Origin of the sequence: Niastella soli (genome assembly GCF_017742245.1) — a bacterium.
GTDB classification, from domain to species: Bacteria; Bacteroidota; Bacteroidia; order Chitinophagales; family Chitinophagaceae; genus Niastella; species Niastella soli.
Genome location: NZ_JAGHKO010000011.1, coordinates 329,120 through 354,181 on the forward strand (window position 1 = coordinate 329,120; position 25,062 = coordinate 354,181).

Annotated in this window: 12 protein-coding genes; all 12 read left to right on the forward strand. The window is 45.7% G+C overall.

Features of this window, described 5'->3' with window-relative positions; genetic code table 11:
* Nucleotides 1-11: 11 nt before the first annotated feature.
* The gene (locus J7I42_RS27430) at nt 12-1,112 is read left to right on the forward strand and encodes a glycoside hydrolase family protein (protein ID WP_209142229.1); all 1,101 of its coding nucleotides are present in this window, start codon (nt 12-14) and stop codon (nt 1,110-1,112) included.
* 211 nt (nt 1,113-1,323) lie between these two features.
* Entirely contained in the window at nt 1,324-3,741 is a 2,418-nt protein-coding gene (locus J7I42_RS27435; RefSeq protein WP_209142231.1) for a glycoside hydrolase family 2 TIM barrel-domain containing protein, read from the forward strand.
* 500 nt (nt 3,742-4,241) lie between these two features.
* Nucleotides 4,242-4,949, forward strand: a complete 708-nt coding sequence (locus tag J7I42_RS27440) for a DUF3826 domain-containing protein (RefSeq protein ID WP_209142233.1) — start codon at nt 4,242-4,244, stop codon at nt 4,947-4,949.
* Nucleotides 4,950-5,116: 167 nt separating this feature from the next.
* Nucleotides 5,117-8,467 carry a SusC/RagA family TonB-linked outer membrane protein gene (locus J7I42_RS27445; protein WP_209142235.1) on the forward strand — a complete coding sequence of 1,117 codons (3,351 nt, stop codon included), beginning with the start codon at nt 5,117-5,119 and terminating at the stop codon, nt 8,465-8,467.
* Between the two features lie 29 nt (nt 8,468-8,496).
* Nucleotides 8,497-10,491: a RagB/SusD family nutrient uptake outer membrane protein gene (locus J7I42_RS27450; protein WP_209142237.1), complete on the forward strand. Its 1,995-nt coding sequence runs from the start codon at nt 8,497-8,499 to the stop codon at nt 10,489-10,491.
* A gap of 435 nt (nt 10,492-10,926) precedes the next feature.
* Nucleotides 10,927-12,591 carry a polysaccharide lyase gene (locus tag J7I42_RS27455; RefSeq protein ID WP_378572657.1) on the forward strand — a complete coding sequence of 555 codons (1,665 nt, stop codon included), beginning with the start codon at nt 10,927-10,929 and terminating at the stop codon, nt 12,589-12,591.
* A gap of 293 nt (nt 12,592-12,884) precedes the next feature.
* Nucleotides 12,885-16,001 (forward strand): DUF6298 domain-containing protein, encoded by a 3,117-nt coding sequence (locus tag J7I42_RS27460; RefSeq protein ID WP_209142241.1) that lies wholly within the window; start codon nt 12,885-12,887, stop codon nt 15,999-16,001.
* Between the two features lie 62 nt (nt 16,002-16,063).
* Complete coding sequence (locus tag J7I42_RS27465) at nt 16,064-17,458, forward strand: glycoside hydrolase family 140 protein (RefSeq protein WP_209142243.1); 1,395 nt, start codon at nt 16,064-16,066, stop codon at nt 17,456-17,458.
* 18 nt (nt 17,459-17,476) lie between these two features.
* A complete protein-coding gene (locus J7I42_RS27470) occupies nt 17,477-18,376 on the forward strand; it encodes a glycoside hydrolase family 43 protein (RefSeq protein ID WP_209142245.1) in 900 nt (299 codons plus the stop codon).
* 260 nt (nt 18,377-18,636) lie between these two features.
* On the forward strand, nt 18,637-20,481 hold the full coding sequence (locus tag J7I42_RS27475) for a sialidase/neuraminidase family protein (RefSeq protein ID WP_209142247.1): 1,845 nt from the start codon (nt 18,637-18,639) through the stop codon (nt 20,479-20,481).
* Nucleotides 20,482-20,652: 171 nt separating this feature from the next.
* A complete protein-coding gene (locus J7I42_RS27480; protein WP_209142249.1) occupies nt 20,653-22,200 on the forward strand; it encodes an MGH1-like glycoside hydrolase domain-containing protein in 1,548 nt (515 codons plus the stop codon).
* Nucleotides 22,201-22,222: 22 nt separating this feature from the next.
* Entirely contained in the window at nt 22,223-25,030 is a 2,808-nt protein-coding gene (locus J7I42_RS27485; RefSeq protein ID WP_209142251.1) for a glycoside hydrolase family 2 protein, read from the forward strand.
* Nucleotides 25,031-25,062: the final 32 nt, after the last annotated feature.

Here is a 25,062-nt window from a genome sequence, read left to right on the forward strand (position 1 = left end):
AAACAACGTCAGTGAAAAAAAGCATCGGAGTTATTTTACTGCAGGTATGTATGCTGGCTGCCTGGGCGCAAACAAATACAACCGTGCCCGATAAGGTAATGCAGCGTATTTATGAACAGGTGAAAACACCTTATAAATACGGGCTGGTGGTAGTGCCGGCAGACAATGGTAAAAAACTCGACTGTCCTACCGTTTTTCGCAAAGGAAAAAACTGGTACATGACCTATGTGATCTTTGATGGCCGTGGTTATGAGACCTGGTTATCGGAAAGTAAAGACCTGCTTCACTGGACCACCAAAGGCAGACTACTGTCTTTCTCAAGTGATACCACTTTGTGGGATGCCAGTCAAAAAGCGGGTTATGTAGCGTTGGAAGATATAAAGTTTAATGGCAGCTACAAGTGGCAGCCCTACGCTGGAAAATACTGGATGAGTTACTTTGGTGGCCGGGAAACCGGTTACGAGGCCGGGCTGTTATCACTCGGTATGGCCTATAGTGAAAAGGACCCCTCGGTTCCCCATGAGTTTCAACGGCAGCCGCAACCCATCTTAACCTCCAAAGACAGCGATGTGCGGTGGTGGGAAAATAAAAAACAATTCAAGAGTTCGGTGATCTGGGATAAAGAAAGAGTTACCGGCTATCCTTTTGTAATGTATTATAATGCCAATGGCGATTCTGCCATTGATAACAAGAAAACCCGTTGGTTTGAACGTATTGGAATGGCAGTGTCGGATGATATGGTGCATTGGGTACGCTTCCAGGCAAAGCCAGTCATGCACCACCCGGTGGGTATTACCGGCGATGCAGTCATTCAACAGATCGGCAAGGTGTATGTGATGTTTTACTTTGGTGCGTTCTGGCAGGACCGCAAAGGGGCGTTTAACCGTTTTGCCTGCTCCTACGACCTCGTTCACTGGACCGACTGGCAGGGTGCCAATCTCATAGAATCTTCAACGCCCTATGATGAGCGTTATGCCCATAAATCGTTCGTAGTAAAATATAACGGTGTTGTATATCATTTTTACTGCGGCGTTAATAACAAAGAGCAGCGGGGGATAGCGGTGGCTACGTCGAAGGATTTAGGAAGTAGTATTGTGGAATTTGTGAAGTGATAAGTAAGACCTGTAAGGTGCATCATTTGAGCTTGCCTTAGCAGTGGGGTGATTTGCACCTGACAGGTCTTAATCGGCACCCCGCTGAGGCGGGGCGCCATTTCAGGGGACAGGTTTTGGAGCAAGACCTGTCAGGTCCAATTCAACCTAATAATTGTTTAAGCTCAAATGATGGACCTTACAGGTCATGCACCATGTTAAAAGCATTTAAATGAACAAACATTTCTATATTATAGTAGTAGCCCTGTTAAGTAGCTACATCGCCTCTGCCCAACGCACCATCATAGATTTCAACAACAACTGGAAATTCTGGTTAGGCGATACGGCTGTTGCCAAAGAACCTGGTTATAGCGACAATGACTGGCGGGCGCTCAACCTGCCGCACGACTGGAGTATAGAAGGGGAGTTCAGTGAAAAAAATCCGGGTACGCCCAACCAGGCCGCCCTGCCAACCGGCATTGGCTGGTACCGAAAAACATTTACGCTGCCGGCAACTGCTGCCAATCAAAATATAGCTATAGAATTTGATGGCGTATACCGCAACAGTGAGGTATGGATAAACGGGCATTACCTGGGTAAACGGCCCAATGGCTATATCTCATTCGGCTATGATATTACCCAATATTGTAATCCCGGTTCAGCCGAACAGGTGATTGCTGTTAGGGTAGACAATTCCCTTCAACCCAATTCGCGTTGGTATACCGGCTCGGGAATTTATCGCAATGTACGGTTGGTACTTACCAATAAAATAGCCCTTGATCAGTGGGGTACTTTTATTACAGCGGCTACCATAAGTTCCAGTGTAGCGGTCATTAAAATTCAATCAACAATAAATAACAGCACCGGGCAATTAGGACATGGCAGCATGTATACAGATATCTATGATGCAGCTGGCAAACTGGTAAGTAAAGGCAATGCCTGGCTGCATGGCGCACCCGGCTGGCCAACAGGTAAAGCAACCTATACTTATTCTGCTGCTATAAACAAACCCGTATTGTGGTCGGTTGAAAACCCTTATTTATATAAAGCGGTAACAAAGGTATTAGTGAATGGCAAAGTCGTAGATGAATATGTAACTCCGTTTGGTATTCGCTATTTTAATTTTGATGTACAAAAAGGCTTTTCGCTGAATGGTAAGCCCATGAAGCTACTGGGTGTATGTATGCACCACGACCTGGGCGCTTTAGGCGCCGCCATCAATGTGCGGGCCATGGAGCGGCAGTTACAGATCCTGAAAGATATGGGTTGCAATGCCATTCGTACTTCCCACAATCCACCGGCACCGGAGTGGTTAGCCCTGTGCGATAAAATGGGTTTTCTGGTGATGGATGAAGCCTTTGATATGTGGCATAAGAAAAAGAACAAGTTCGACTACAACATTGATTTTGACCAATGGCATAAACAAGACCTGGAAGACCAGGTAAAAAGAGATCGCAACCATCCTTCTGTGATCATCTGGAGCATAGGCAATGAAATTCGCGAACAGTTCGATAGTACAGGTATTACTTATACCAGAGAATTAGTAGATATTGTAAAACAACTCGATACTACAAGACCGGTAACATCGGCCCTGACAGAAACTGATACCACCAAAAACTTTATTTATCAGGCCAATGCACTGGACCTGATGGGAATGAATTATAATCAGCAATTATATCCTGATTTTCTGCAGAAATACCCGGGTAAAAAATTTCTGGCTACTGAGACCATGTCGGCGCTGGCCAGTCGCGGGCATTATGATCTGCCTGCAGACAGTATGCGGTTCTGGCCTTTAAAAGGACAAAAATTTGTGGAGAATGGCAACCCGGATTATACGGTTTCCGCTTATGATAATGTAGCTGCTTATTGGGGTTCAACCCATGAACAAACCTGGCGAATTATAAAACAATATGAATTTTTATCAGGGTTGTTTGTGTGGTCGGGTTTCGATTTCCTGGGAGAGCCAGTACCATACCCATGGCCTGCGAGAAGTTCCTATTATGGGATCATAGATCTGGCGGGTTTTCCCAAGGATGCTTATTATATGTACCAGAGCGAATGGACCAGCAAAACAGTTTTGCATGTATTGCCCCATTGGAACTGGGAATCGGGTAAGGATGTGGATGTATGGGCTTATTATAATAATGCGGATGAAGTAGAATTGTACCTGAATAACCGTTCATTGGGCATTCGTAAAAAACAACCACTTGATTTTCACGTACAATGGCGGGTAAAATACGAACCCGGAACGTTAAAAGCCGTGAGCCGTAAAAATGGCAGAATTGTTAGTACAAAAACCATCAATACGGCAGGAGAACCCGCAAGGCTCGAAATAGTGCCAGATAAAAAAATCCTCCATGCCGACGGAAAAGACCTGTCTTTTATAACTGTCAGAATTGTTGATAAAAATGGCAATTTGGTGCCCGCTGCTGACAATAAAATAGCTGTAGAAATCGTTGGCAAAGGCATCCTTGCCGGAATGGACAATGGTTATCCCGCCAGTATGGAATCGTTTAAAGCTGCCTCCCATAAGGCTTACAACGGTCTATGTCTCGCCATCATTCAATCAAAAACAGAAGCTGGAACTATTTCTGTAAAATTCAGTTCACCTGGATTGCCACCAGTTACTATGGTGCTGCAAAATCAGTAGATCATATTAAAAAGGATTACCGGGCATTTCTTAAGAAATAGTGAAATATTCCATCATTTTAGTGAAACCTTACATTGTTTACACATAGGGCCACTAGTACCTTTATTCAGGTAAAATGAATCGTAACAGATAACAATGCTAATATTTGGTTAAGTGGTCCTGATCCATTGTATTCTGAAGGAGATGTAAATGATTGAGCATATGAAGCGTTTGCTTGCCCGGTATTCCTTATTCGCAAAGTTTGATATGGCACTCTAATAGCCAGTAATTATCACCAGCGCAATATCCGGTCAAACTAAACACTCTTCTTGCGAAATCTACACAAATCAACCAGACAGGCTTAAGTCCCCGCACTATGAATAAACAGGCTCATGCTGTTTATAGAATACAAGGTTCTTTACACGTAATCATTAGATAGTTAGAATAAAAAGCATACTTAACTAAAAAGAAAAAGAGCTTACGGCATAGGTCCGTTGGTATTTTTTTTCGCTATGGTCCATATGAAACGTACAGGAAGTGTATATGTAGCATTGATGACGCTTACCATTGTAATGATGGTGCTGTCTGTAAGTCCGGTTTCTGCGCAAACAACTCCCGCCAAACAAACTCAGGAAGAATACAAAGATGTAATTGCAAAAAGAGCTGATAAGATCGTTGCCGGGTTAGGTATTACCGATTCTACCGTATATAAAAAAGTATCGGCAGTAGTGGCCGATCAGTATTTATCGCTGGGACATATACACGATGAGCGGAATGCAAAGATCAAAGAGATCAAAGCAAAGGATAGCGTATTGACCGATAAGGATAAGGCTGCTATTGAAAAGCTGACAGCCAACGCCGATAAACAACTGGATAAACTTCACTCAAAATACCTGGCTAAATTATCAAAACTGTGTACGCCTGAACAGGTGGAAGGCATTAAAAACGGCATGACCTACAACGTATTGAACGTTACCATGACCGCCTACAATGAAATGTTGCCCAATATAACCCCGGAGCAAAAAAAGCAAATACTCGATTGGTTAACCGAGGCGCGTGAGCATGCTATGGATGCCGAGTCATCTGATAAAAAGCATGCCTGGTTTGGAAAATATAAAGGTCGCATCAACAATTATCTGGCAAAGGCCGGTGTGGATATGAAACAGGCTGAGAAAGAGTGGCTGGAGCGGACCCGCGAGAAGAAAGAAGCCGCCAAACAAAGTAAATAACTAGCATTCAATAAGTATTTCCAAATAGCAGGCTGGAAGTGTGTACGCATGACGCATATTCCTTACTGCAAGACACTTAAATTGTATGACAGACTCGCTAAAACCTAAATCATTCACCTGCAAGAAGATTGCAAGAAAGTTTTTTCAGTCCTAAAAACTAATGCTGTATGAATCTGCAACTAACAAAAAAGTTTTCCATTTCGTTTGTCCTGCTGTTGTTGATAACAGTGGGCGGTTTTGCTCAGGTGCGACCTGTGGCCGGACAGGTCACAGACATCGAGGGTAAGCCCGTGTCAGGCGTAACTGTAACTGTAAAGGGAACGGCCGGCAATGTAATTACCGATAAAGAAGGTAGGTACAAGGTTATGGCTACTCCTGAGCAGGTAATTGAGTTTACGCACATTGCCTACACTTCTAAAGAAGTAAAAGTAGGCGCGCATCCAACTGTAGATGTCATGTTGAATAAGACTGACTCGCAGTTAGATGATGTAATTGTAATTGGTTATGGTTCCCAGAGACAAAAAAATATCACTGGGTCTGTAGTTAGTGTAAATATGTCAAAGCTGCCTGATCAGCCGGTACCCACCATTACAGAAGCGTTGAGAGGTCAGATCCCCGGCGTGTCTGTGAACGGCGGTAGTACACGTCCCGGTGTAATGCCCACCTTAACCGTTCGCCAGCAATTTAACTGGGGTAAAGACGGTGGTGGTTCGAATCCGCTGGTCGTTATCGATGATGTGATCCAGACTGATCCGTATACCGGTTTGTCTTCCATGGACCGGTTAAACCTGCTTGACATCTCTGAGGTGGAAAGCATTACTGTACTGCGTGATGCCGCTGCTGCCATTTATGGTACCCGCGCTTCGCAGGGTGCTATTGTTATTAAGACAAAAAGAGGAAAGATCGGTGCGCCAAAGATCACTTACTCTGGTAAATTTGAGACCACTGATGCGGTTAGCCATGGCAAAGTGATGAACGCTTATGAATATGGCGTATTCGCCAACCGGTTTATCCGGGGTACAACTACTCCGACTGCCGACAATACTTTCAGCGATGCGGAGTTGGAGTCAATGAAAGGGATCAACTACGATTGGTTGGATCATGGCTGGAAGGCGGCTAATGCGATGCAGCATTCCGTGAACGTTAGCGGTGGGGCTGAAAGGGCTACCTATTTTATGGGCGCCTCTTACTTTACACAGGGAGCTAACTTAGGCGTGAATGATTATAACAGGTATACATTCCGGGCCGGAACAGATATAACCGTAGCAAATGGCCTGAAGTTTTCCGCTGGCCTTGGTGCGAACAACTCAGACCTGGCAAAAACATTTACAAAAATGGGTATCAGTGATGGTAGCTATGGAAATGGAGGAGTAGAGCAGAATGATTATTCCCAATTGCTCCATATGCCCAAATTCATACCCTGGTCTGTTAATTTACATGGGGTAGACAGTTTTATTTCTCCTTCCCTGGGTCCTAATAAATTAGGGAACGTAAATACTAACCAGCAGCTTTCTGGTACTAACTTTTATGCGTTGTTAGCCAATGGGTCTAAACAAACAACAAAGACCTTTGGTTATAATGCGAATTTTTCGATGTCATATGAAGTACCCTGGGTGAAAGGCCTTTCTTTCAAAGGGACTTATGCCATCCAGTCAAATAACCAGACTACCGAGCAGGCGATGTTGCCGATTTCTTTGTCGCGCAATAAGAATGGAAATAAGGCAGGTCAACATTTATATACTGATTCTACGGTATATGATGCTCCTGTTGTCAACAGGTCTCAAACCCGTGTTGTCTATTCCAATCCTACCGGTACCTCCGAACAAATGAACTTCTTTGTGAATTATGATCGTTCTTTTGGCGACCATAATATTGCTGCCGTAGTAGGCGGTGAGAAAGCAAAAAATACCTATGACGACAGAACGCAACTGTATAGTCAGCCTGTTCCTGGTTTTTACCTCGGTACGTCTCCTACAGCCGGAACAATAGATCCTACAGTAACAACTACAACCCGTAGGATAAGTGGAAGCCTTTCTTATTTAGGCCGCGTGAGCTATGCTTACAAAGGCAGATACCTGTTGCAGTTTTTAGGCCGCGCGGATGCTTCTACCCGTTTGGCGCCAGCCAATTATTGGGGTTTCTTCCCAAGTATTTCAGCGGGCTGGGTGCTTTCTGACGAAAACTTCATCAGAGACAACCTCAGCTTTGTAAACTTCCTGAAGTTGCGTGTTAATTTTGGTAAAACAGGTAACGATAATATTTCGCCCTGGAGATGGTATCAAAACTATAATATAGGAACCGATAAGGGTATGGCCTTTGGTGCTAATGGTGGTGGGCTTACAAACGGTATTACACCGGATGTTTCGCCAAACCCAGAAATTAAATGGGATGAAACCCTTCAGCGTAACTTCGGTCTTGATTTCAGCGTGTTGCAGAACCGCCTGTCTGTGAATGTTGACCAGTACTTTAACACTACTACTAACTTACTTACGGATATGCAGGCTGCGGTAGGTACACCCTATACAGTGGGTGGTGGATTTGCTGAATTAAATTATTCCGACTTAAAATCGTGGGGTACTGAACTTAACGTGACCTGGAAAGACAAGATTGCCAGAAAGGTTGACTACTCAATCAACATGAACTTTGGTACCGGCAACTACCGGACTACCAAATACTACAATCAGGTTATCGGTTATCCAGGGGTGACAGAAACCAGAAGATCTGTGGGAAATGACGGCTACAACCCTGTTTATGGCTATAAAACATGGAGAGAAACTTCCAGTGGCGACGGGATCTTACGTACTGACGAAGACATCGATAATTACTGGCAATACCTTACTGATAATGCCAACAAATCAGGTGTTACCGGCGGACCGAAATATGGTGAGATCATTGCCAAATCGGGGATGAAAAAAGGAATGGTGGCCTATCAGGATTTAGGCGGTGCGTTAAACTATGACGGTACTTATGAAGGACCGAACGGGATCATCGACAAAGACGGTGCACAGGATTATGCTGTAATAGCAAAAACTAACCGGACCTGGGGTGTTACCACCAACCTGAGCTTTGGTTATAAGGGTATTACTTTAAGTGCGCAGATCGCAACCTCATGGGGTGGTTATAATCAGATCGATTATATTAAGAATGCTACCAGCAGTAATGCGGGTATCTGGTCACAGCCTATTTACCTGACTGATATGTATGATGCAGTAGATAATCCCAATGGTAAATATCCTGGCATGTCAGTAAATGACTGGGGTGGAACCAATTCTGATGCTGATTTCTGGAAAGTATCTTCTTTCCGTTCGTATGTACGTACGATGACCATTGGCTATGCATTACCAAAAAATCTGGTGAGAAGAGCCCGTATCGATAATGCCAGAGTATACCTGTCCGGTAACAATTTATGGGATTTCTATAACCCATATCCGATGAAATACCGGAATATGTATGACTCGCCAAATGTGCCTTATCCAACACTGCGTACATGGGCGCTGGGCTTAAACGTAGGATTCTAACCAATTTGATAACTGATTATATTGTTAATATGAAAAATAAATTAGCAAGTTTCCTGTTCGGCGCTGCTGCAGTGGTGGCGACTGCCGGAACGGGTTGTAAGAAAAGTTTTCTGGAAGACATGAGGAGCTATGAGAAATTTGATGAGACCATGTTCACCAGTGAAGCGTTGACCGGTGCATATATAGACAGAACTTACAAGGATTTTTTTAATAATTATAGAACTCCTACGGTTACAGTAACTGGCTTGTATGATAATAACAGGTCAAATAGTACGGATGAATTGGGTGGAACTGTGACCTCTTATATTAATCCAACTACAGAGCTGAAGCAGGCTTCCCAGGCTGATATTTATTTTGGCGATCAGCTGAAGGCCAGTGTAGTTAACAACTCTTATACACGCATCCGTTTTGCAAACTTTTTGATTGAAAAAGTAAATGGCGGAGCTGCCCAGGTGCTTTCGGATGATTTTAAAAAGACAGCAAAAGGACAAATGTATATGTTCCGGGCGCTGCAGTATTTTGACCTGGTTCGCGTGTATGGCGGTGTGCCGATCGTAACAAGCGTAGAAGCAGCCAGTGCCGATGATGAGGCCATTAAAATACCCCGCGCAAAAACGTCGGAGGTTATTGCCCAGATCGTAGCGGATCTTGACTCTGCTGCCATCTTATTGCCCATGAAATGGGCGAATGTAAGTACTGATTATGGCAGATTTACTGCTGCTGGCGCCATGGCCCTCAAAAGCCGGGTGCTGCTCACCGCTGCAAGTCCCCTGTTCAATGCTAACTGGGATAATGCAGGTGATGATCACTGGCAAAAAGCCCTTGATGCAGGTCTGCAGGCAGAAGCTGCCTTAACGACTGCTGGTTATGGCGGTTCTATCACTACTGCAAAGGACTGGTCGGAAGTAACATTTAAAAATGACAACTCGTTTAATGGCGAGGCCCTTATTGTGATGCTTCTATCCAATACCACTAATACAAGCACCGGTTTAAATAGTAGCTGGGAAAATTCGTTAAGGCCAAAAGATTATAACGGCGGCGGTGGTATTGCTGCGCCCCAGGCTATGATCGATCTGTTTCCCCTGGCCAATGGAAGCCGTCCTACAGCAGTAAATGGCTATAACCCCACTTATTTTTATGAGAACCGGGACCCCCGTTTTTATCGCACGTTTGCATTCTCAGGAGCTAAATGGGGGGTGAAAACAAACCCCAATAAAGTTGCCTGGTTGTACAGATGGAAAAAGAATGATGCTGCTACCAGCGGTACCTTCTATGCAAATAACCAGACTAACAGTCCGGCCATTGTTCGGAAAATGTCTAACCCGGCTGCGGACAGCTCCACTTTTGCTAATTCCGGTACAGATATCTTTGATATGCGTTATGCGGAGTTGTTATTGAATATTGCTGAGTGTTATGCGGCACAAGGAAAGATCACTGAGTGTGTCACTTACCTCGCAAAAATCCGTAAGCGGGTATATCCTTTGAGTGCCGCTGCCAACTTCTACGGTATTGGAACTCCCGGAGACAAGTATGCTGCTTTGGAAGCCTGTCTGTACGAGCGTCGCGTGGAACTGGCCTATGAAGGAAAACGCTTCTGGGATATGCAACGCTGGATGTTATATGATGACGATGGTTCTATCGGTGATAACACCAACCAATTGCTTAATATCGCCAAACTCAACGGTACAAGCCGTCAGGGTTCTTATTGGGAAGCAAAAGTAAACAATGACAAAGATCCGTTAACAGCAGCCGACAGAGCATCTATTGCTGTTGATCCCGATGCATCAGATTTCGCTGCCCAAATAACAAAGCTGCATACTTTATTTGATGCCAAATTTAAAGTGACGCCGCTTGACAATCCCTGGGACCAGGTTAATAAAGCTGGTGTATCTATGTTATTCAGGTCGAACTATTATGTAAGTGGTTTGCACTCGTCGCCTTTAGGTCTTAACTCATGGTTAACTCAAACCATCGGTTGGCAGGATTATTATGGCAACATGGGTACATACGACTACAGACAATAACAAGTAAGCAGGGTGAACATCATGATCCCGCTGCAATAAATACTAACAGACAGAGGGCGCCCTACCAGGCGCCCTCTGCTGTTTTTAAACCGCAAGTTCTTTTATAGAAATGCCGTTGCACCGGATGTGGTAAAAGGATTGGAAAAAGGAAGACAGGAAATCGGATAAAAAAGCTATAATATTTTCAGCATGTGCAACTTTTGCGTGTGTATCAGTCGTCTGTGATGATACATGCTTCTCTGCAGATTTTGGCTGGAACATAGGATCAGCCTATTATTTGTTAAAAATACATTTACTGGGATGATGAGTGGTCCTTCCTGTATTTTTATGAAGAATAAATGTAACTTGAACTTTTAAACAGGGCCCGAAAAGAAGACCGACAACACGACGTACCTTATTCTGTTTAAACACACCATGATTTGAAAATTGTTAATGATGAAAATGAAAAAATTTCGCAACCTTCTTTTAGTTTCCGCTGTGGGATTGGCGCAGCCGGTTTTTGCTCAGTACCCAAAAATTCCTCAGGATGTACAGAGGTGGTCAGATTCTTTAATGAATGCCGAGCGTAAACAGTCTGATGAAGCCTGGGCCAAAGCATTGCCCATTATTGAAAAAGAAGCAAGAGAGGGCAAACCCTATATTCCCTGGGCGGCCCGTCCGTACGATCTGCCTCAGGCAAATATTGTGGCATTCCCCGGTGCTGAAGGCGGTGGCGCTTACAGCTTCGGCGGTCGTGGTGGTAAAGTGATCGTGGTGACCAGTCTGGAAGACAGAGGCCCCGGCACCTTCCGCGAGGCTTGTGAAACAGGTGGCGCCCGTATTGTGGTGTTCAATGTTGCAGGGATCATTCACCTGAAAACCCCGGTGATCATTCGCGCCCCATATATTACTATCCAGGGGCAGTCTGCCCCCGGCGATGGCGTATGTATTGCCGGTGAATCAGTATGGCTCAATACCCACGACGTAGTGGTTCGCTTTATGCGTTTCCGCCGTGGCGAAACCAATGTAGGCCGTCGCGATGATGCCATTGGTGGCAACCCCGTTGGTAATATCATGATCGACCACGTATCTGCCTCATGGGGTCTTGATGAGAACATGAGTATGTACCGTCACATGTACAATGACAGCACTGGTGCAATAGAGCAAAAACTGGGAACAGTGAACATCACTATCCAGAACTCTATATTTGCTGAAGCGCTGGATACCTATAACCACTCTTTTGGTAGCACCCTGGGTGGTGAGAATTGCACCTTCATGCGCAACATGTGGGCAAACAATACCGGCCGTAACCCATCAGTGGGTTGGAACGGTACTTTCAACTTTGTAAACAACGTTGTGTTTAACTGGATGCACCGTTCCAGCGATGGCGGCGACTACCGCGCTATGTACAACTTCATCAATAACTATTACAAACCTGGTCCGGTCACTACAAAGGATGGCGCCGTAGGCCACCGTTTCCTGAAACCCGAATCAGGCCGCAGCAAACTGAAAACAAAAGTTTATGGCCGCGCCTATGTGAACGGTAATATCATGGAAGGCTATCCTGAAATTACCAAAAACAACTGGGCTGGTGGCGTACAGGTTGAAGAAATGAAAGATGCCGGTGAATACACCGATTTTATAAAAGTGAACGAGCCCCTGCCAATGCCCAAGCTCACCACCATTACCGCTACGGAAGCTTATGGTTATGTAGTGAAAAATGCAGGTGCTATTCTGCCTAAACGCGATGCAGTGGATATCCGCGTTTCTGAGCAGGTAAGAACAGGTAAGATCGCTTACAAAGAGGGTGTACCTTTACCTACTACCCAATTTGAACACCGTAAACTGCCAATAGATTCTTATAAATCAGGTATCATTACTGATCCGGCTCAGGTTGGCGGTTATCCGGAATACAAGGGCACTCCCTATAAGGACAGTGACAACGACGGTATGCCCGATGATTATGAAGTTAAACATGGTTTGAACCCAAAGAATGCAGCCGACGCTTCTCAGTACAAAACAAAAGGTGGCTATACGAACATCGAAGAGTACCTGAACAGCCTGGTGAACATCAGCACGGTGAAACCCGAAGTAAGCAAAACGACTACAGCTAAGAAATAAGATCTTTAAGACCTGTAAGGTTCGTCATCGGGTCTTGAATAATTACGAGGAACGATCGAACCTGACAGGTCCTTTCAAAGAAACCTGACCTGTCAGGTGCAAATGGACTCTCTACAGGTGCAAGCTCGAGTGATGCACCTTACAGGTCAGCCCATTTGCACATTCGCAGTTAGATATTTAAGGTTACGCAAATGTTAGTCCCCCGACATGTCGGGGGACTTTAACACTAATCATCGGCAGTTATGTTTTTAGCAATTCGACCAACACACAGCGCTAATTTTGTAAACGTTTTCATGAAACCGTTCTTTATTGGCAGCCTGCTGCTGATGACAGGTGCGGCTTTCTCCCAGAAAGATAAAAAGGTTCAGCCCCAGCCTCCCTTATCAAACGTAAAAGGCAAACTCGCTTATGTAGCCGATTCCCTCGGCAACCGGGTCCCTGACTTCTCTTTTTGCGGGTATATGGGCGGCGATAAAGCCATCCCCGATGCTCCGGTGAAAGTAGTGGTGCCTGTAAGATCAGGTGATGCTACCCTTCGCATTCAGGCTGCGCTCGATTATGTAGCCAGCTTACCCCTCGATAAAAATAATGTACGTGGTGCTGTTTTGTTACTGCCTGGCCAGTACGATGTGGCCGGACAATTGATCATTCGCGCCTCCGGTGTGGTATTACGCGGCAGCGGATATGCTGATAATGGAACTGTTTTAAAAGGGACCGGTAAAGACCGGCAAACCCTGATTGCAATAGCTGGTAAAAACGACCGGCAACTTAACACTGAGATCAAGCTTACTGATAAATATATACCCGTTAACAGCATTACTGTTAACGTAGCTACTCCAACTAATTTCAAAGCAGGGGATAAGGTGATCATTCACCGTCCTTCTACCCAAAACTGGATAAATGACCTGCACACCAATCATTTTGGTGGCGGTATTACCGCATTGGGCTGGAAACCCGGTCAACGCGATCTGTATTGGGACCGGACCATTGTGGCAGTAAATAATGGCGCCATTCAATTGGATGCGCCATTGACCACCGCGCTCGATGAACAATATGGTGGCGGGATGATCGCTTCCTACAACTGGAACGGACGCATCCAGGACGCAGGGGTGGAGAACCTCCGGTTGGTATCTGAGTATGATGCCAATAATCCCAAAGACGAAGCCCATCGCTGGATGGCCATCGGTATTGAAAATGCTACCGACACCTGGGTACGGCAGGTAGTGTTTGAACACTTTGCCGGTTCTGCTGTGTTCATACCAGAAACCAGTAAACGAATTACTGTAGAAGATTGTAAATCGCTGGCCCCCGTTTCGGAGATTGGTGGTCATCGTCGCAATACGTTTTATACCGCCGGTCAACAGGTACTGTTTCAACGGTTGTATGCCGAGTATGGCAATCATGATTTTGCCACCGGTTTTTGTGCGCCTGGACCCAACGCATTTGTACAATGTCAGTCGCACCGCCCTTATGGTTTCAGTGGTGGTTTAGACAGCTGGTCAGCTGGGGTGTTGTTTGATATGGTGACTGTAGACGGCCAACCCATCAGCTTTTTGAACCGTGGGCAGGATGGCAATGGCGCCGGTTGGAATATTGCCAACAGTGTTTTCTGGAATTGCTCTGCCGCCCGCATAGATTGTTACCAGCCCCCTACGGCACAGAACTGGTCGTTTGGCAGCTGGGCGCAGTTTTCTGGCGATGGCTATTGGGGTGAATCGAACAACACAATAGAACCACGCAGTTTGTATTATGCACAGCTGAAAGAAAGATTAAATACAGATCTTACCGGCAGGGCGCAATTGCTGCTGATTGAATCAGACGCAACCAGCAGTCCTACCGTAGCACAGGCTGCTGCACTAACTGCCCTGTCAAAAGACCCGCAACCTACTGTAAAGGAATATATTGATGGTGCTGCCAAACGGCAACCCATACCTACTGCAGCGACCGGGATAAAAACCATTGATGAGATCGGGTTTAAACAACCTGCTACTATACCAAACGTGGCTGCTATGCATGTGCAGAACAGCTGGCTGGTACGTGGTAATGAGGTCTTGACCGGCAGTCGCTCCGAATCTCCCTGGTGGAACGGCAGTGCACGGCCATACGCCATGCCGAATGCCAAAGAAGCTATTACGCGGTACATTCCCGGCCAAACCGGCAAAGGACTTACCGATGACCTGGGCAATATGACCGATGAGATGAAAGCTGGTCATGAAGTTGCCTTTGAACAAAATTACGCCTTGTGGTATGAGCGTCGCCGTGATGACCATGAACGCATCCGCCGGATGGATGGCGATGTATGGACGCCCTTCTATGAACTGCCTTTCGCCCGCAGTGGTAAAGACACTGCCTGGGATGGCCTGAGTAAATACGATCTTACCAAATACAATTACTGGTACTGGAACCGCCTGAAACAATTTGCTGATCTGGCCGATCAGAAAGGGCTGGTACTGGTACACCAGAATTTCTTCCAGCATAATATTATTGAAGCAGGTGCCCATTATGTTGATTTCCCTTTCCGCACCGCGAACAACATCAATAATACCGGGTTCCCTGAACCAGTTCCATTCGCAGGCGACAAACGGGTATTCATGGCCGAACAGTTTTATGATGTAACCCAACCCGTTCGCCGTGAATTGTTACGCGCATATATTCGCCAGTGCCTGAACAACTTTGCCAACAACAATGGCGTGATACAATTGACCGGCGCCGAGTTTACCGGTCCTTTACACTTTGTACAGTTCTGGGTAGATGTGGTAAAAGAATGGGAAAAGGAAACCGGCAAAAAGCAATTGATTGGCTTAAGCACTACCAAAGATGTACAGGACGCTATTTTAGCCGATGCTGACCGTGCTGCAGCCATCGATATCATCGACATCCGCTACTGGCATTATCAGCAGGATGGTTCGGCATATGCGCCTCTGGGCGGACAAAGCCTGGCGCCCCGTCAACAGGCCCGTCAGTTCAAACCTAAAAAGACTTCCTTTGAACAGGTATACCGTGCTGTTAGAGAATATCGAGAAAAGTTTGCCGGCAAAGCCGTGATCTATTCCGGCGATAGTTATGATAACCTGGGTTGGGCAGTATTCATGGCCGGTGGTTCACTGGCAAATATTCCTGCAATGGCCGATGCCGGTTTTATTACCGCCGCAGCTGCCATGAAACCCGTTGACGGACCATCAAAGGAACAATATACCCTGGCGAATGCAGGGAATGGCTATATCGTTTTCAGCAATGGCAGCGATGTACAGGTTGACCTTACCAAGGCACCCGGCAGCTTTAAAGTAAAATGGTTCGACGCCAATAAAGGCCAGGTAATAGGAAAAGAAGAAAAGGTAAAAGGGGGGAAAGTAATTACCTTGAAAAGCACCCAACCCGGCACTGTAGTGGCCTGGATAAAAAAAGGATAATTAAAAATTTAGTGTGTCATCCGCCAGCTGGCGGCTGGCTCACCCTAGATCATAAAAGAATTATGTATAAAGTTTTTTCGCTTGTATTGATGGTTGTTATGGCAGTAGCGGGGCAACAAAGTGTGGCGCGTCCCATAGATCCCCTGCAACCATTAAAAGTATCGCCCAATGGCCGCTATTTTATGACGGCCGATGGCAAGCCCTTCTTTTGGTTAGGTGATACAGACTGGTTGTTGTTTTCAAAGCTCAAGCGGGAAGAAGCGATCAAACTCCTTGACGACCGCCAGCAGAAAGGGTTTAATGTGATACAGGTAATGCTGCTGCATACCGCCAAAGTGGTAAATGCATATGGCGATACGGCTGTAAGAAAAGGCAATGTAGGCAAACCCATCACCACGCCGGGCGCTAACCCCGATGATGCAGCACAATATGATTATTGGGACCATGTTGATTTTGTGGTAAAGGCAGCCGCTGAAAGAGGTATTTATGTAGCCATGGTACCGGTTTGGGGCAGTGTGGTAAAGGAAGGACATGTGAGCCCGGCACAGGCAAAACTATATGCGGCTTTTTTAGCCAATCGCTACAAATCACAAACCAATGTGATCTGGATGAATGGAGGCGATATCAAAGGCACAGATTCAATCGCTGTTTGGAAAACGATCGGTCGCACCCTGCATGAAAAGGACCCCGGTCATTTGGTTACTTTCCATCCGCGCGGCCGCACTACTTCCTCCATCTGGTTTCACAATGAGCCCTGGTTGCAGTTCAATGTATTTCAAAGCGGTCACCGTCGCTACAGCCAGGATACCAGCAAAGGCGATCTGCATTTTGGGGAAGACAACTGGAAGTATGTAGCCATGGATTATATTAAAAAGCCGGCGAAACCCACCTTCGATGCGGAACCTTCTTATGAAGAGATCCCCCAGGGTTTACATGATTCACTGGAAAAAAGATGGTCAGCAGCCGATGTAAGAAGATATGCTTACTGGTCGGTATTTGCTGGCGCCTGTGGGTATACGTATGGCGACAATGCCGTGATGCAAATGCACCGCCCGCACGATAAAGATGCTAATTACGGCGTATTCAATACCTGGTATGAAGCCATGCTGGCTCCGGGTTCAGGACAAATGCAATACATAAAAGACCTGATGTTGTCAAGGTCGTATTTCGATCGCGTGCCTGATCAATCCCTGATAGCCGGTGAAGTGGGGGTGAAGTACAATCGCCTGCTGGCTACCCGTGGGAAGAATTATGCGATGTTCTATACTTATAACGGTCGCAGCTTCTCCGTAAAAATGGATAAGCTGGCCGGCAAAAGCATCAAAGCATCCTGGTACAACCCAAGAGATGGCAAATACACTGAGATCGGTTCATTTGAGAACAAAGGGGTGAAAGAGTTTGATGCGCCGGGCGATGTTACAGATGGTAATGATTGGGTACTGGTGTTGGATTTTTAAGGTTTTTTATAAAACGTGATGCAAAAATTATTATACATAGCTTGTTTATTCCTGGTATCCTGTTCTACACAGAAACAGGTGTATATGTTTACCTCCTTCAACGAGCCCGCCAGCGACGGGCTGCGGTTGTTGTATAGCTATGATGGCTATAAATGGACGGATGTGGGGCGTACGTTTGTAAAACCCGAAGTGGGTTCCAAAGTAATGCGTGATCCCTCCATTGCAAAGGGCGCCGATGGCGAATACCGCCTGGTGTGGACGAGCGGCTGGAAAAATGATAAAGGATTTGGGTATGCGCATTCGAAAGACCTGGTCCATTGGTCAACACCGGAGTTTATACCTGTTATGGAAAACGATTCAAACGTAGTGAATGTATGGGCACCGGAGATCTTCTTTGATGACGAAAATAACCAGTTTATCATTGTATGGGCTTCTACCATACCATTTCGTTTTCCAAAAGGCGAAGAGGCGGAGGATAATAACCACCGCCTGTATTATACAGCGACTAAAGATTTTAAAACATTTTCACCTGCTAAATTATACCTCGATCCGCAGTTCAGTGTGATCGATGCGGAGATCGTTAAAAGAGCGCCTAAAGACTATGTACTGGTGTTGAAAGACAATACCCGGCCCATGCGAAATATAAAAGTGGGATTTGGGAATGATCCATTGGGTCCATGGAACAATATTTCCGCACCCATTACAACGCATTTAACGGAAGGCCCTTCTGTGGCCCATGTGGGTAAGGATTGGTTGATCTATTTCGACTCGTATGGCGATAAAAAATACAAAGCCGTTAAGACAACGGATTTTATACATTTTGATTCAGCGAGTGTATCTGTACCAGAAGGGCATAAACACGGGACGATCTTTATGACGAGTAAGAAGGAGTTGAAGATACTGTTGGATTCGAAGTAGGTCGGTTTAGAGTTGATCAGTTGACCAGTTGATCAGGAAGAAGAAGGTTGATACGGTTGATATGGTTGATAGAGTTGATAAGGGCGCGAAGTAGAAAGTTTGGACAGTTGACGAGCCGCAGGCGAGAACTGGGTTTTTCCCATTGCTCTCGGCTCAGCCGAGACCGACTGCCGGATATGATGCCGAATTAAAGGCGTTTCACGTTTCACGTTTGACAGCCTGTCCCGCTCTGCGGGATTTCACGATAAAGAAACTTTAGAATGAATAAGCTACTAGTTATAGGAACATTGTTAATTGGAAGTATACAACAAGCTTCGGCCCAGGATACGGTGCGTTACGTTGGCACAACCCTGTCAAACGTAGACTATCATCATGGTCAGTTATCGCCGGCAGTAGGGGTGCACAACATCCAGGTAATGCGGGCCAACCGGGATATAAAGGATTCTACTACCGGTTTTGGCTGGACGTATAACCACCAGCCTTTGCTTACGTATTGGAATAATACTTACTACCTCGAATACCTGAGCAATCCGGTGGGTGAGCACGTGCCGCCTGGCCAATCCCTGCTGATGACCTCAAAAGATGGTTATCACTGGACGGCGCCAAAGATCTCGTTCCCTATTTACAAAGTACCCGATGGTACAACCAAGGAAGACTATAAGGATTCAGTAGCCTATAACTTGTCTGCAGTAATGCACCAGCGCATGGGTTTTTATATTTCTACCAAAAACCGCTTGCTGATGCTTGGGTTTTATGGCATCGTACTGGGGCCGCATGACGATCCCAACGATGGCAATGGTATTGGCCGGGTAGTACGTGAGATCAATAAAGATGGCAGCCTGGGCCCCATCTATTTCATTCGCTACAACCATGCGTTCAATGAAAAGAACACCAGCTATCCCTTCTTTGAAAAAAGCAAGGACAAAGGGTTTGTAGAAGCCTGTAAGGAATTATTGAACAACAACCTGATGGTGCAGCAGTGGAGCGAAGAAGCAGATCGAAACGATCCGTTGATCACGCTGCGCAATGACAATTATAAAGCATTCAATTATTACACCCTGCCCGATGGCCGGACCGTTGGATTGTGGAAACTGGCGTTGACTTCCATCAGTGCAGATAAAGGAAAAAGCTGGTTATATAATCCTGTACGTGCTCCCCACTTCGTGAACAGCAATGCCAAGATCTGGGGACAACGCACCTCAGATGGAAAATATGCTACAGTATATAATCCATCAGAGTTCCGGTGGCCGCTGGCTTTGTCGGTAAGTGACGATGGACTTAATTATAAGAACCTGTTACTGGTAAATGGTGAGATCACTTCCCTGCGTTATGGCGGTGCTTACAAAAGCTATGGACCGCAATACACCCGTGGGTTGGAAGCGGGGGCCGTATCACCCGATGGCAATTGCTGGGTAACCTACAGCGTGAACAAGGAAGACATCTGGGTGGCGAGCATACCCGTACCAGTAAAAGATAAGGTAGAGAGTGATGTGAACGACGATTTCACCACCTTGCCTGCTGCCAGTGCATTAAAAGAATGGAATATTTACAGTCCTATGTGGGCGCCGGTTGCTATTGATAAAGCACCGGATGGCACCCAGGTACTGTCGTTGAAGGATAAAGATCCATTTGATTATGGAAAAGCTGAACACGTACTGTCTGCTGCAAAAAGAATGAAGGCAACGTTTACGGTAATTCCACAACAAAATGATCATGGTAACCTGCACATCGAATTTCAGGATGCCAAAGGCAACGCAGGCATCAGAATGGTATTTGATTCAACCGGTACATTATATGTAAAGGCTGGCTATAGAAACAGAAGCATCATGAAATATGAGGCAGGAAAACAGTATGAAGTTACCGTGTCCTTAAACACCAATGCCCGTTTTTATACCGTATCCGTAAATGGAAAAGAGAGTGGTAATCAGATCTTCTTTGCCCCTTTGGAAAATGTACAACGCCTGGTATTCAGGACCGGTGATGTGCGTCGTTTTCCCAATGCCGATACCCCTACTGATCAGATGTATGATCTGCCTAACCCTGGCGCACAAGACCAGCCGGCAGCGTATTTGATCAAATCAGTAAAAACGAAAAAGGAACAATGATAGTCAAAAGCAAGACCTGTAAGGTCCGCCATCGGGTCTTAAGCAAACAGACGGTATAGCGGTCCTGACAGGTCGGGACTGCGAAACAGGACCTGTCAGGTGCACAGTTACAGCCTAATTAAGCAATATTAAATGGTGCACCTTACAGGTCCGCCAATGAAATAAAAAGCAATGATCAAAAGAGCAAGCATATTAATAATATTCATCGCTGGTTGCGTAAGCGGCGTCGTTGCTCAAAAGAGTAAGAAGGGGAGTGGTGTGTTGAAAGCAGACGATTTCCGTCACTATGTAGACTATTTCAATAAAATGGAAAATGAGAATGTTGCGCAGGCCATTCCCAATGCACAATCATGGGATTGGCTGAAGGCCAATATTCCCCTGTTTGAATGTCCGCAACAGAACTTCGAGGAAATGTGGTATTTCCGCTGGTGGACGTTGCGCAAACACATCAAACAAACACCGGTGGGGTTTGCGATCACCGAGTTCCTGGTACCACGCACCTATGCCGATAAGTACAACCTCATTGGCAGTGCCCTGGGGCATCATATTTATGAATCCCGCTGGTTGCATGACAACAAGTACCTGAATGAGGATATGCATGTATGGTATCGGGGCAATGAAGGCAAGCCCATGAACAAATTGCATAGTTTCAGCAGCTGGAACATTTATGCATTGTACAACCGCTACCTGGTAAATGCTGACAGCAGCTGGTTACTGAACATGCTGCCCGATCTGGAAACTGATTATGCCCGTTGGGAATCGGAAAAACGGATGCCCAATGGCCTCTTCTGGCAAACAGATGTAAAGGATGGCATGGAAGAGACCATCAGCGGCGGCAGAAAAGAAAAGAACTACCGGCCCACCATCAACAGCTATATGTATGGCAATGCCATCGCGTTGGCCAAAATGGAAACCATGGCTGGTAACAAAGCTAAAGCGGACCTGTACACCGCTAAAGCAGATACAATTAAAAAACTGATCCAGACATTACTCTGGAGTCCGGTTGATACATTCTTTGTAACCCGCAAACAAGCAGATACGTTGGCCGATGTGCGGGAAGAAGTAGGTTTTATTCCCTGGTATTTTAATTTGCCTGATGCCGGATATGAAGCCGCCTGGAAACCGATAAAAGAAGAGAAGGCATTCTTTGCTCCTTTTGGTATAACAACCGCTGAAAGAAGTGATCCTCGCTTTCGTAAACGTGGCTGTTGCGCGTGTGAATGGGATGGTGCTGTATGGCCTTATGCCACCGCACAAACCATGACTGCCATGGCCAACTTAATGAATAATTATCAGCAAACGGTTGTGAACGATTCGGTGTATTTTCGCCTGATGGAGTTGTATGTGGAATCGCAATACCACCGCGGCCGCCCGTATGTAGGTGAATACCTCGATGAATCACATGGGTATTGGTTGAAAGACGACCAGGAACGCAGCCGGTACTATAACCATTCCACTTTTAACGACTTAATTATAACCGGGTTGGCAGGCTTGCGGCCACGTAGTGATAACATGATCGAAGTAAATCCGCTGGTCCCCGAAAACAAATGGGATTGGTTTTGTCTCGATAATGTAGCATACCACGGCAAACTCGTTACCATTATCTGGGATAAAAACGGATCAAAATATAAAAAGGGTAAAGGGCTGAGCGTTTGGGTAAATGGAAAGAAAATAGTGTCAGCTGAACATTTACAAAAAGTAACAGGAATTATTGAATAAGTATAAACAGCGTACAGCTACGATGGAAATGAAACCGACTATAAAAACCAATTTTCTCAAAGGACTGGCTTTGGTTGTAGGCTTTCAGCTTGCTGCTTTTGGCTCAGCGAATGCTCAATCTACAGAGATTCAGTACTTGTCAGGCACTGGAAGTGATAAAACCGTAAACTGGCAATTCTTTTGTACAGCCGGTCGCAATTCAGGTAAATGGACAACCATTGCCGTACCCAGTAACTGGGAACAGCAGGGGTTTGGCAAATACAACTACGGCCACGATAAAGATTCGGTTCGTGGTAAAGAACAGGGATTATACAAATACAATTTCAACGTGCCTGCTAACTGGCAGGGCAAAACCATCAATATAGTTTTTGAAGGTTCCATGACCGATACCGAAGTAAAGATCAACGGAAAATCGGCCGGGGAAACACACCAGGGTTCTTTTTACAGTTTCTCTTATGACATCACGAAGCTGTTGAAGTTTGGTAAAAAGAACCTGCTGGAAGTGACCGTGAGCAAACACTCTGGTAATGAGTCGGTGAACTGGGCAGAACGCCATGGTGATTACTGGATCTTTGGCGGCATCTTCAGACCGGTGTTCTTACAGGCATTGCCGGTTGAACATATTGCTCAGGTAGCCCTTGATGGAAAAGCAAATGGCGCCTTTGCAGCCAATGTAAAGGTAGCGGCTGTTTCACAGGTGGATGAAGTGAGCGCGCAGCTGTTCACTATGGATGGCAAAAAAGTAGGCGATGCGTTTTCTGCAAAAATAAAATCAGGTGATACCCTCGCTGCCTTGAAAACAAGCGTGGCTGCTCCTGCAACATGGACACCCGAGTTTCCCAATCGTTACAAGGTTGAATTCACCTTGCTGTCAAAAGGCAAGCCAGTACATACAGTACAGGAGAAATTTGGTTTCCGCACTATTGAAGTGCGCGAGCGCGATGGCATTTACCTCAATGGCGTTAAAATAAAATTCAAAGGCGTGTGCCGTCACTCGTTCTGGCCAACTACCGCCAGAGCCATGAATGAGACCCGGAGCCTTGAGGATGTGTTGATGATGAAAGACATGAACATGAACGCGGTGCGTATGTCGCATTATCCTCCGGATGCACATTTTCTCAATACCTGCGACTCGTTAGGTTTAATGGTGCTCGATGAATTAGGCGGCTGGCACAAAGCATACGATACGCAGGTGGGCAGCAAGCTGGTGCATGAAATGATCGCGCATGATGTAAATCACCCCTCCATCGTTATTTGGGATAATGGTAATGAAGGCGGTCATAATTTTGAACTGGACCATTGGTTCGATGAACTGGATATTCAACACCGTCCGTTGATCCACCCCTGGCAGGTATTCCGTCAGTTCGATACCCAACACTATATCAACTACGATTACGGTAACGAAACGCACCTGCATGGTCACCAGATCGTGTTCCCCACAGAATTCCTACATGGCTTGTATGATGGTGGTTTAGGTGCCGGGCTGGAAGATTACTGGGAACTGATGTGGCGTCATCCCCGTTCAGCCGGTGGCTTCCTGTGGGTGTTTGCCGATGAAGGCATAGCCAGAAAAGACAAGAATGACAGCATCGACAACGACGGTAACCATGCTCCCGATGGTATTGTGGGACCCTACCACGAGAAAGAAGGCAGCTATTATACCATTAAAGAAGTATGGGCTCCCGTTCATTTCGAATTAAAAGATATTACTCCTGCTTTCAACGGACAATTCAACGTAGAGAACAGGTATCATTTTACCAACCTGAATCAATGCCGCTTTACGTTTAAACTGGCGTCATTGCAAAACGGTAGTAAAGACACCGCTGTAGGAACGGTAAACGTGCCCGGCATTACACCTGGTACAAGCGGCACCATTACCTGTAACCTGCCGGCCAACTGGCAACAGTACAGTGTCATATATGTAACGGCATACGATGTGACCGGTCATGAAATATATACCTGGAGCTGGCCTATTAAACTGCCCGCTGCCGTTGCAAAAAATATAATAAAGCTGGAAGGCAATGCCACTGTTAACGTAGCTGATAAAGATTCCCTGATCATTGCTACTGCGGGTGATGTAACAATCACTTTCAATAAAAGAACAGGGCTGTTACAAACCGTGCAAAATGGCAAAGGCGCCATTCCTTTAAGCAATGGTCCTTTACTGTGCGAAGGCGAGACCGGCTTTATAAAATGGAATACCCGCAAGGATGGCAACAACCAGATTATTGCTGCCGAGTTCCAGAAGAAAAGTCTTTGCCAGTTGCTGGAGTGGACCATCTTCCCTTCAGGCTGGGTAAAAATGCAGGTAAAGTATTTCCCGAAAGAATATGAGACCTCATTGGTAGGTATCAATTTCTCCTTTCCTGAAAGTATTGTAAAATCAGTACAATGGATGGGTGTAGGACCATACCGTGTTTGGAAGAATCGCATGAAAGGCGGTACGCTGAATGTTTGGAATAAAGACTATAACAATACATCAACCGGTGAAGGCAAACTGATCTATCCTGAGTTCAAAGGATATTATTCAAACCTGTACTGGATGAAGTTAAACACAACCGGACAACCGCTGACTGTGGTATGTGCCAATGAAGATGTGTTCTTACGGTTATTCACCCCCAAATTTTCTGTTACTTCATTTAATACCGCACCTGCGTTCCCCGATGGCGATCTGTCGTTCATGCATGGCATTTCACCCATTGGTACCAAATCGCAAAAAGCGGAGAACATGGGGCCCATGGGGAAAAAGCATATGTTCTATGATTATGGCAAAGACCCGATGTATGCCAAGGATATAACCTTATTCTTTGACTTTTCTGGAAAGGAATAGGTTGAAGAGAGTTGATCAGTTGACCAGTTAAT

Bases quoted from the DNA above. Each gene is read 5' to 3' on its own strand.
- J7I42_RS27435 (WP_209142231.1), top strand. From the start codon at position 1,324: ATGAACAAACATTTCTATATTATAGTAGTAGCCCTGTTAAGTAGCTAC.
- J7I42_RS27440 (WP_209142233.1), top strand. From the start codon at position 4,242: ATGAAACGTACAGGAAGTGTATATGTAGCATTGATGACGCTTACCATT.
- J7I42_RS27445 (WP_209142235.1), top strand. From the start codon at position 5,117: ATGAATCTGCAACTAACAAAAAAGTTTTCCATTTCGTTTGTCCTGCTG.
- J7I42_RS27450 (WP_209142237.1), top strand. From the start codon at position 8,497: ATGAAAAATAAATTAGCAAGTTTCCTGTTCGGCGCTGCTGCAGTGGTG.
- J7I42_RS27455 (WP_378572657.1), top strand. From the start codon at position 10,927: ATGAAAATGAAAAAATTTCGCAACCTTCTTTTAGTTTCCGCTGTGGGA.
- J7I42_RS27460 (WP_209142241.1), top strand. From the start codon at position 12,885: ATGAAACCGTTCTTTATTGGCAGCCTGCTGCTGATGACAGGTGCGGCT.
- J7I42_RS27465 (WP_209142243.1), top strand. From the start codon at position 16,064: ATGTATAAAGTTTTTTCGCTTGTATTGATGGTTGTTATGGCAGTAGCG.
- J7I42_RS27470 (WP_209142245.1), top strand. From the start codon at position 17,477: ATGCAAAAATTATTATACATAGCTTGTTTATTCCTGGTATCCTGTTCT.
- J7I42_RS27475 (WP_209142247.1), top strand. From the start codon at position 18,637: ATGAATAAGCTACTAGTTATAGGAACATTGTTAATTGGAAGTATACAA.
- J7I42_RS27480 (WP_209142249.1), top strand. From the start codon at position 20,653: ATGATCAAAAGAGCAAGCATATTAATAATATTCATCGCTGGTTGCGTA.
- J7I42_RS27485 (WP_209142251.1), top strand. From the start codon at position 22,223: ATGGAAATGAAACCGACTATAAAAACCAATTTTCTCAAAGGACTGGCT.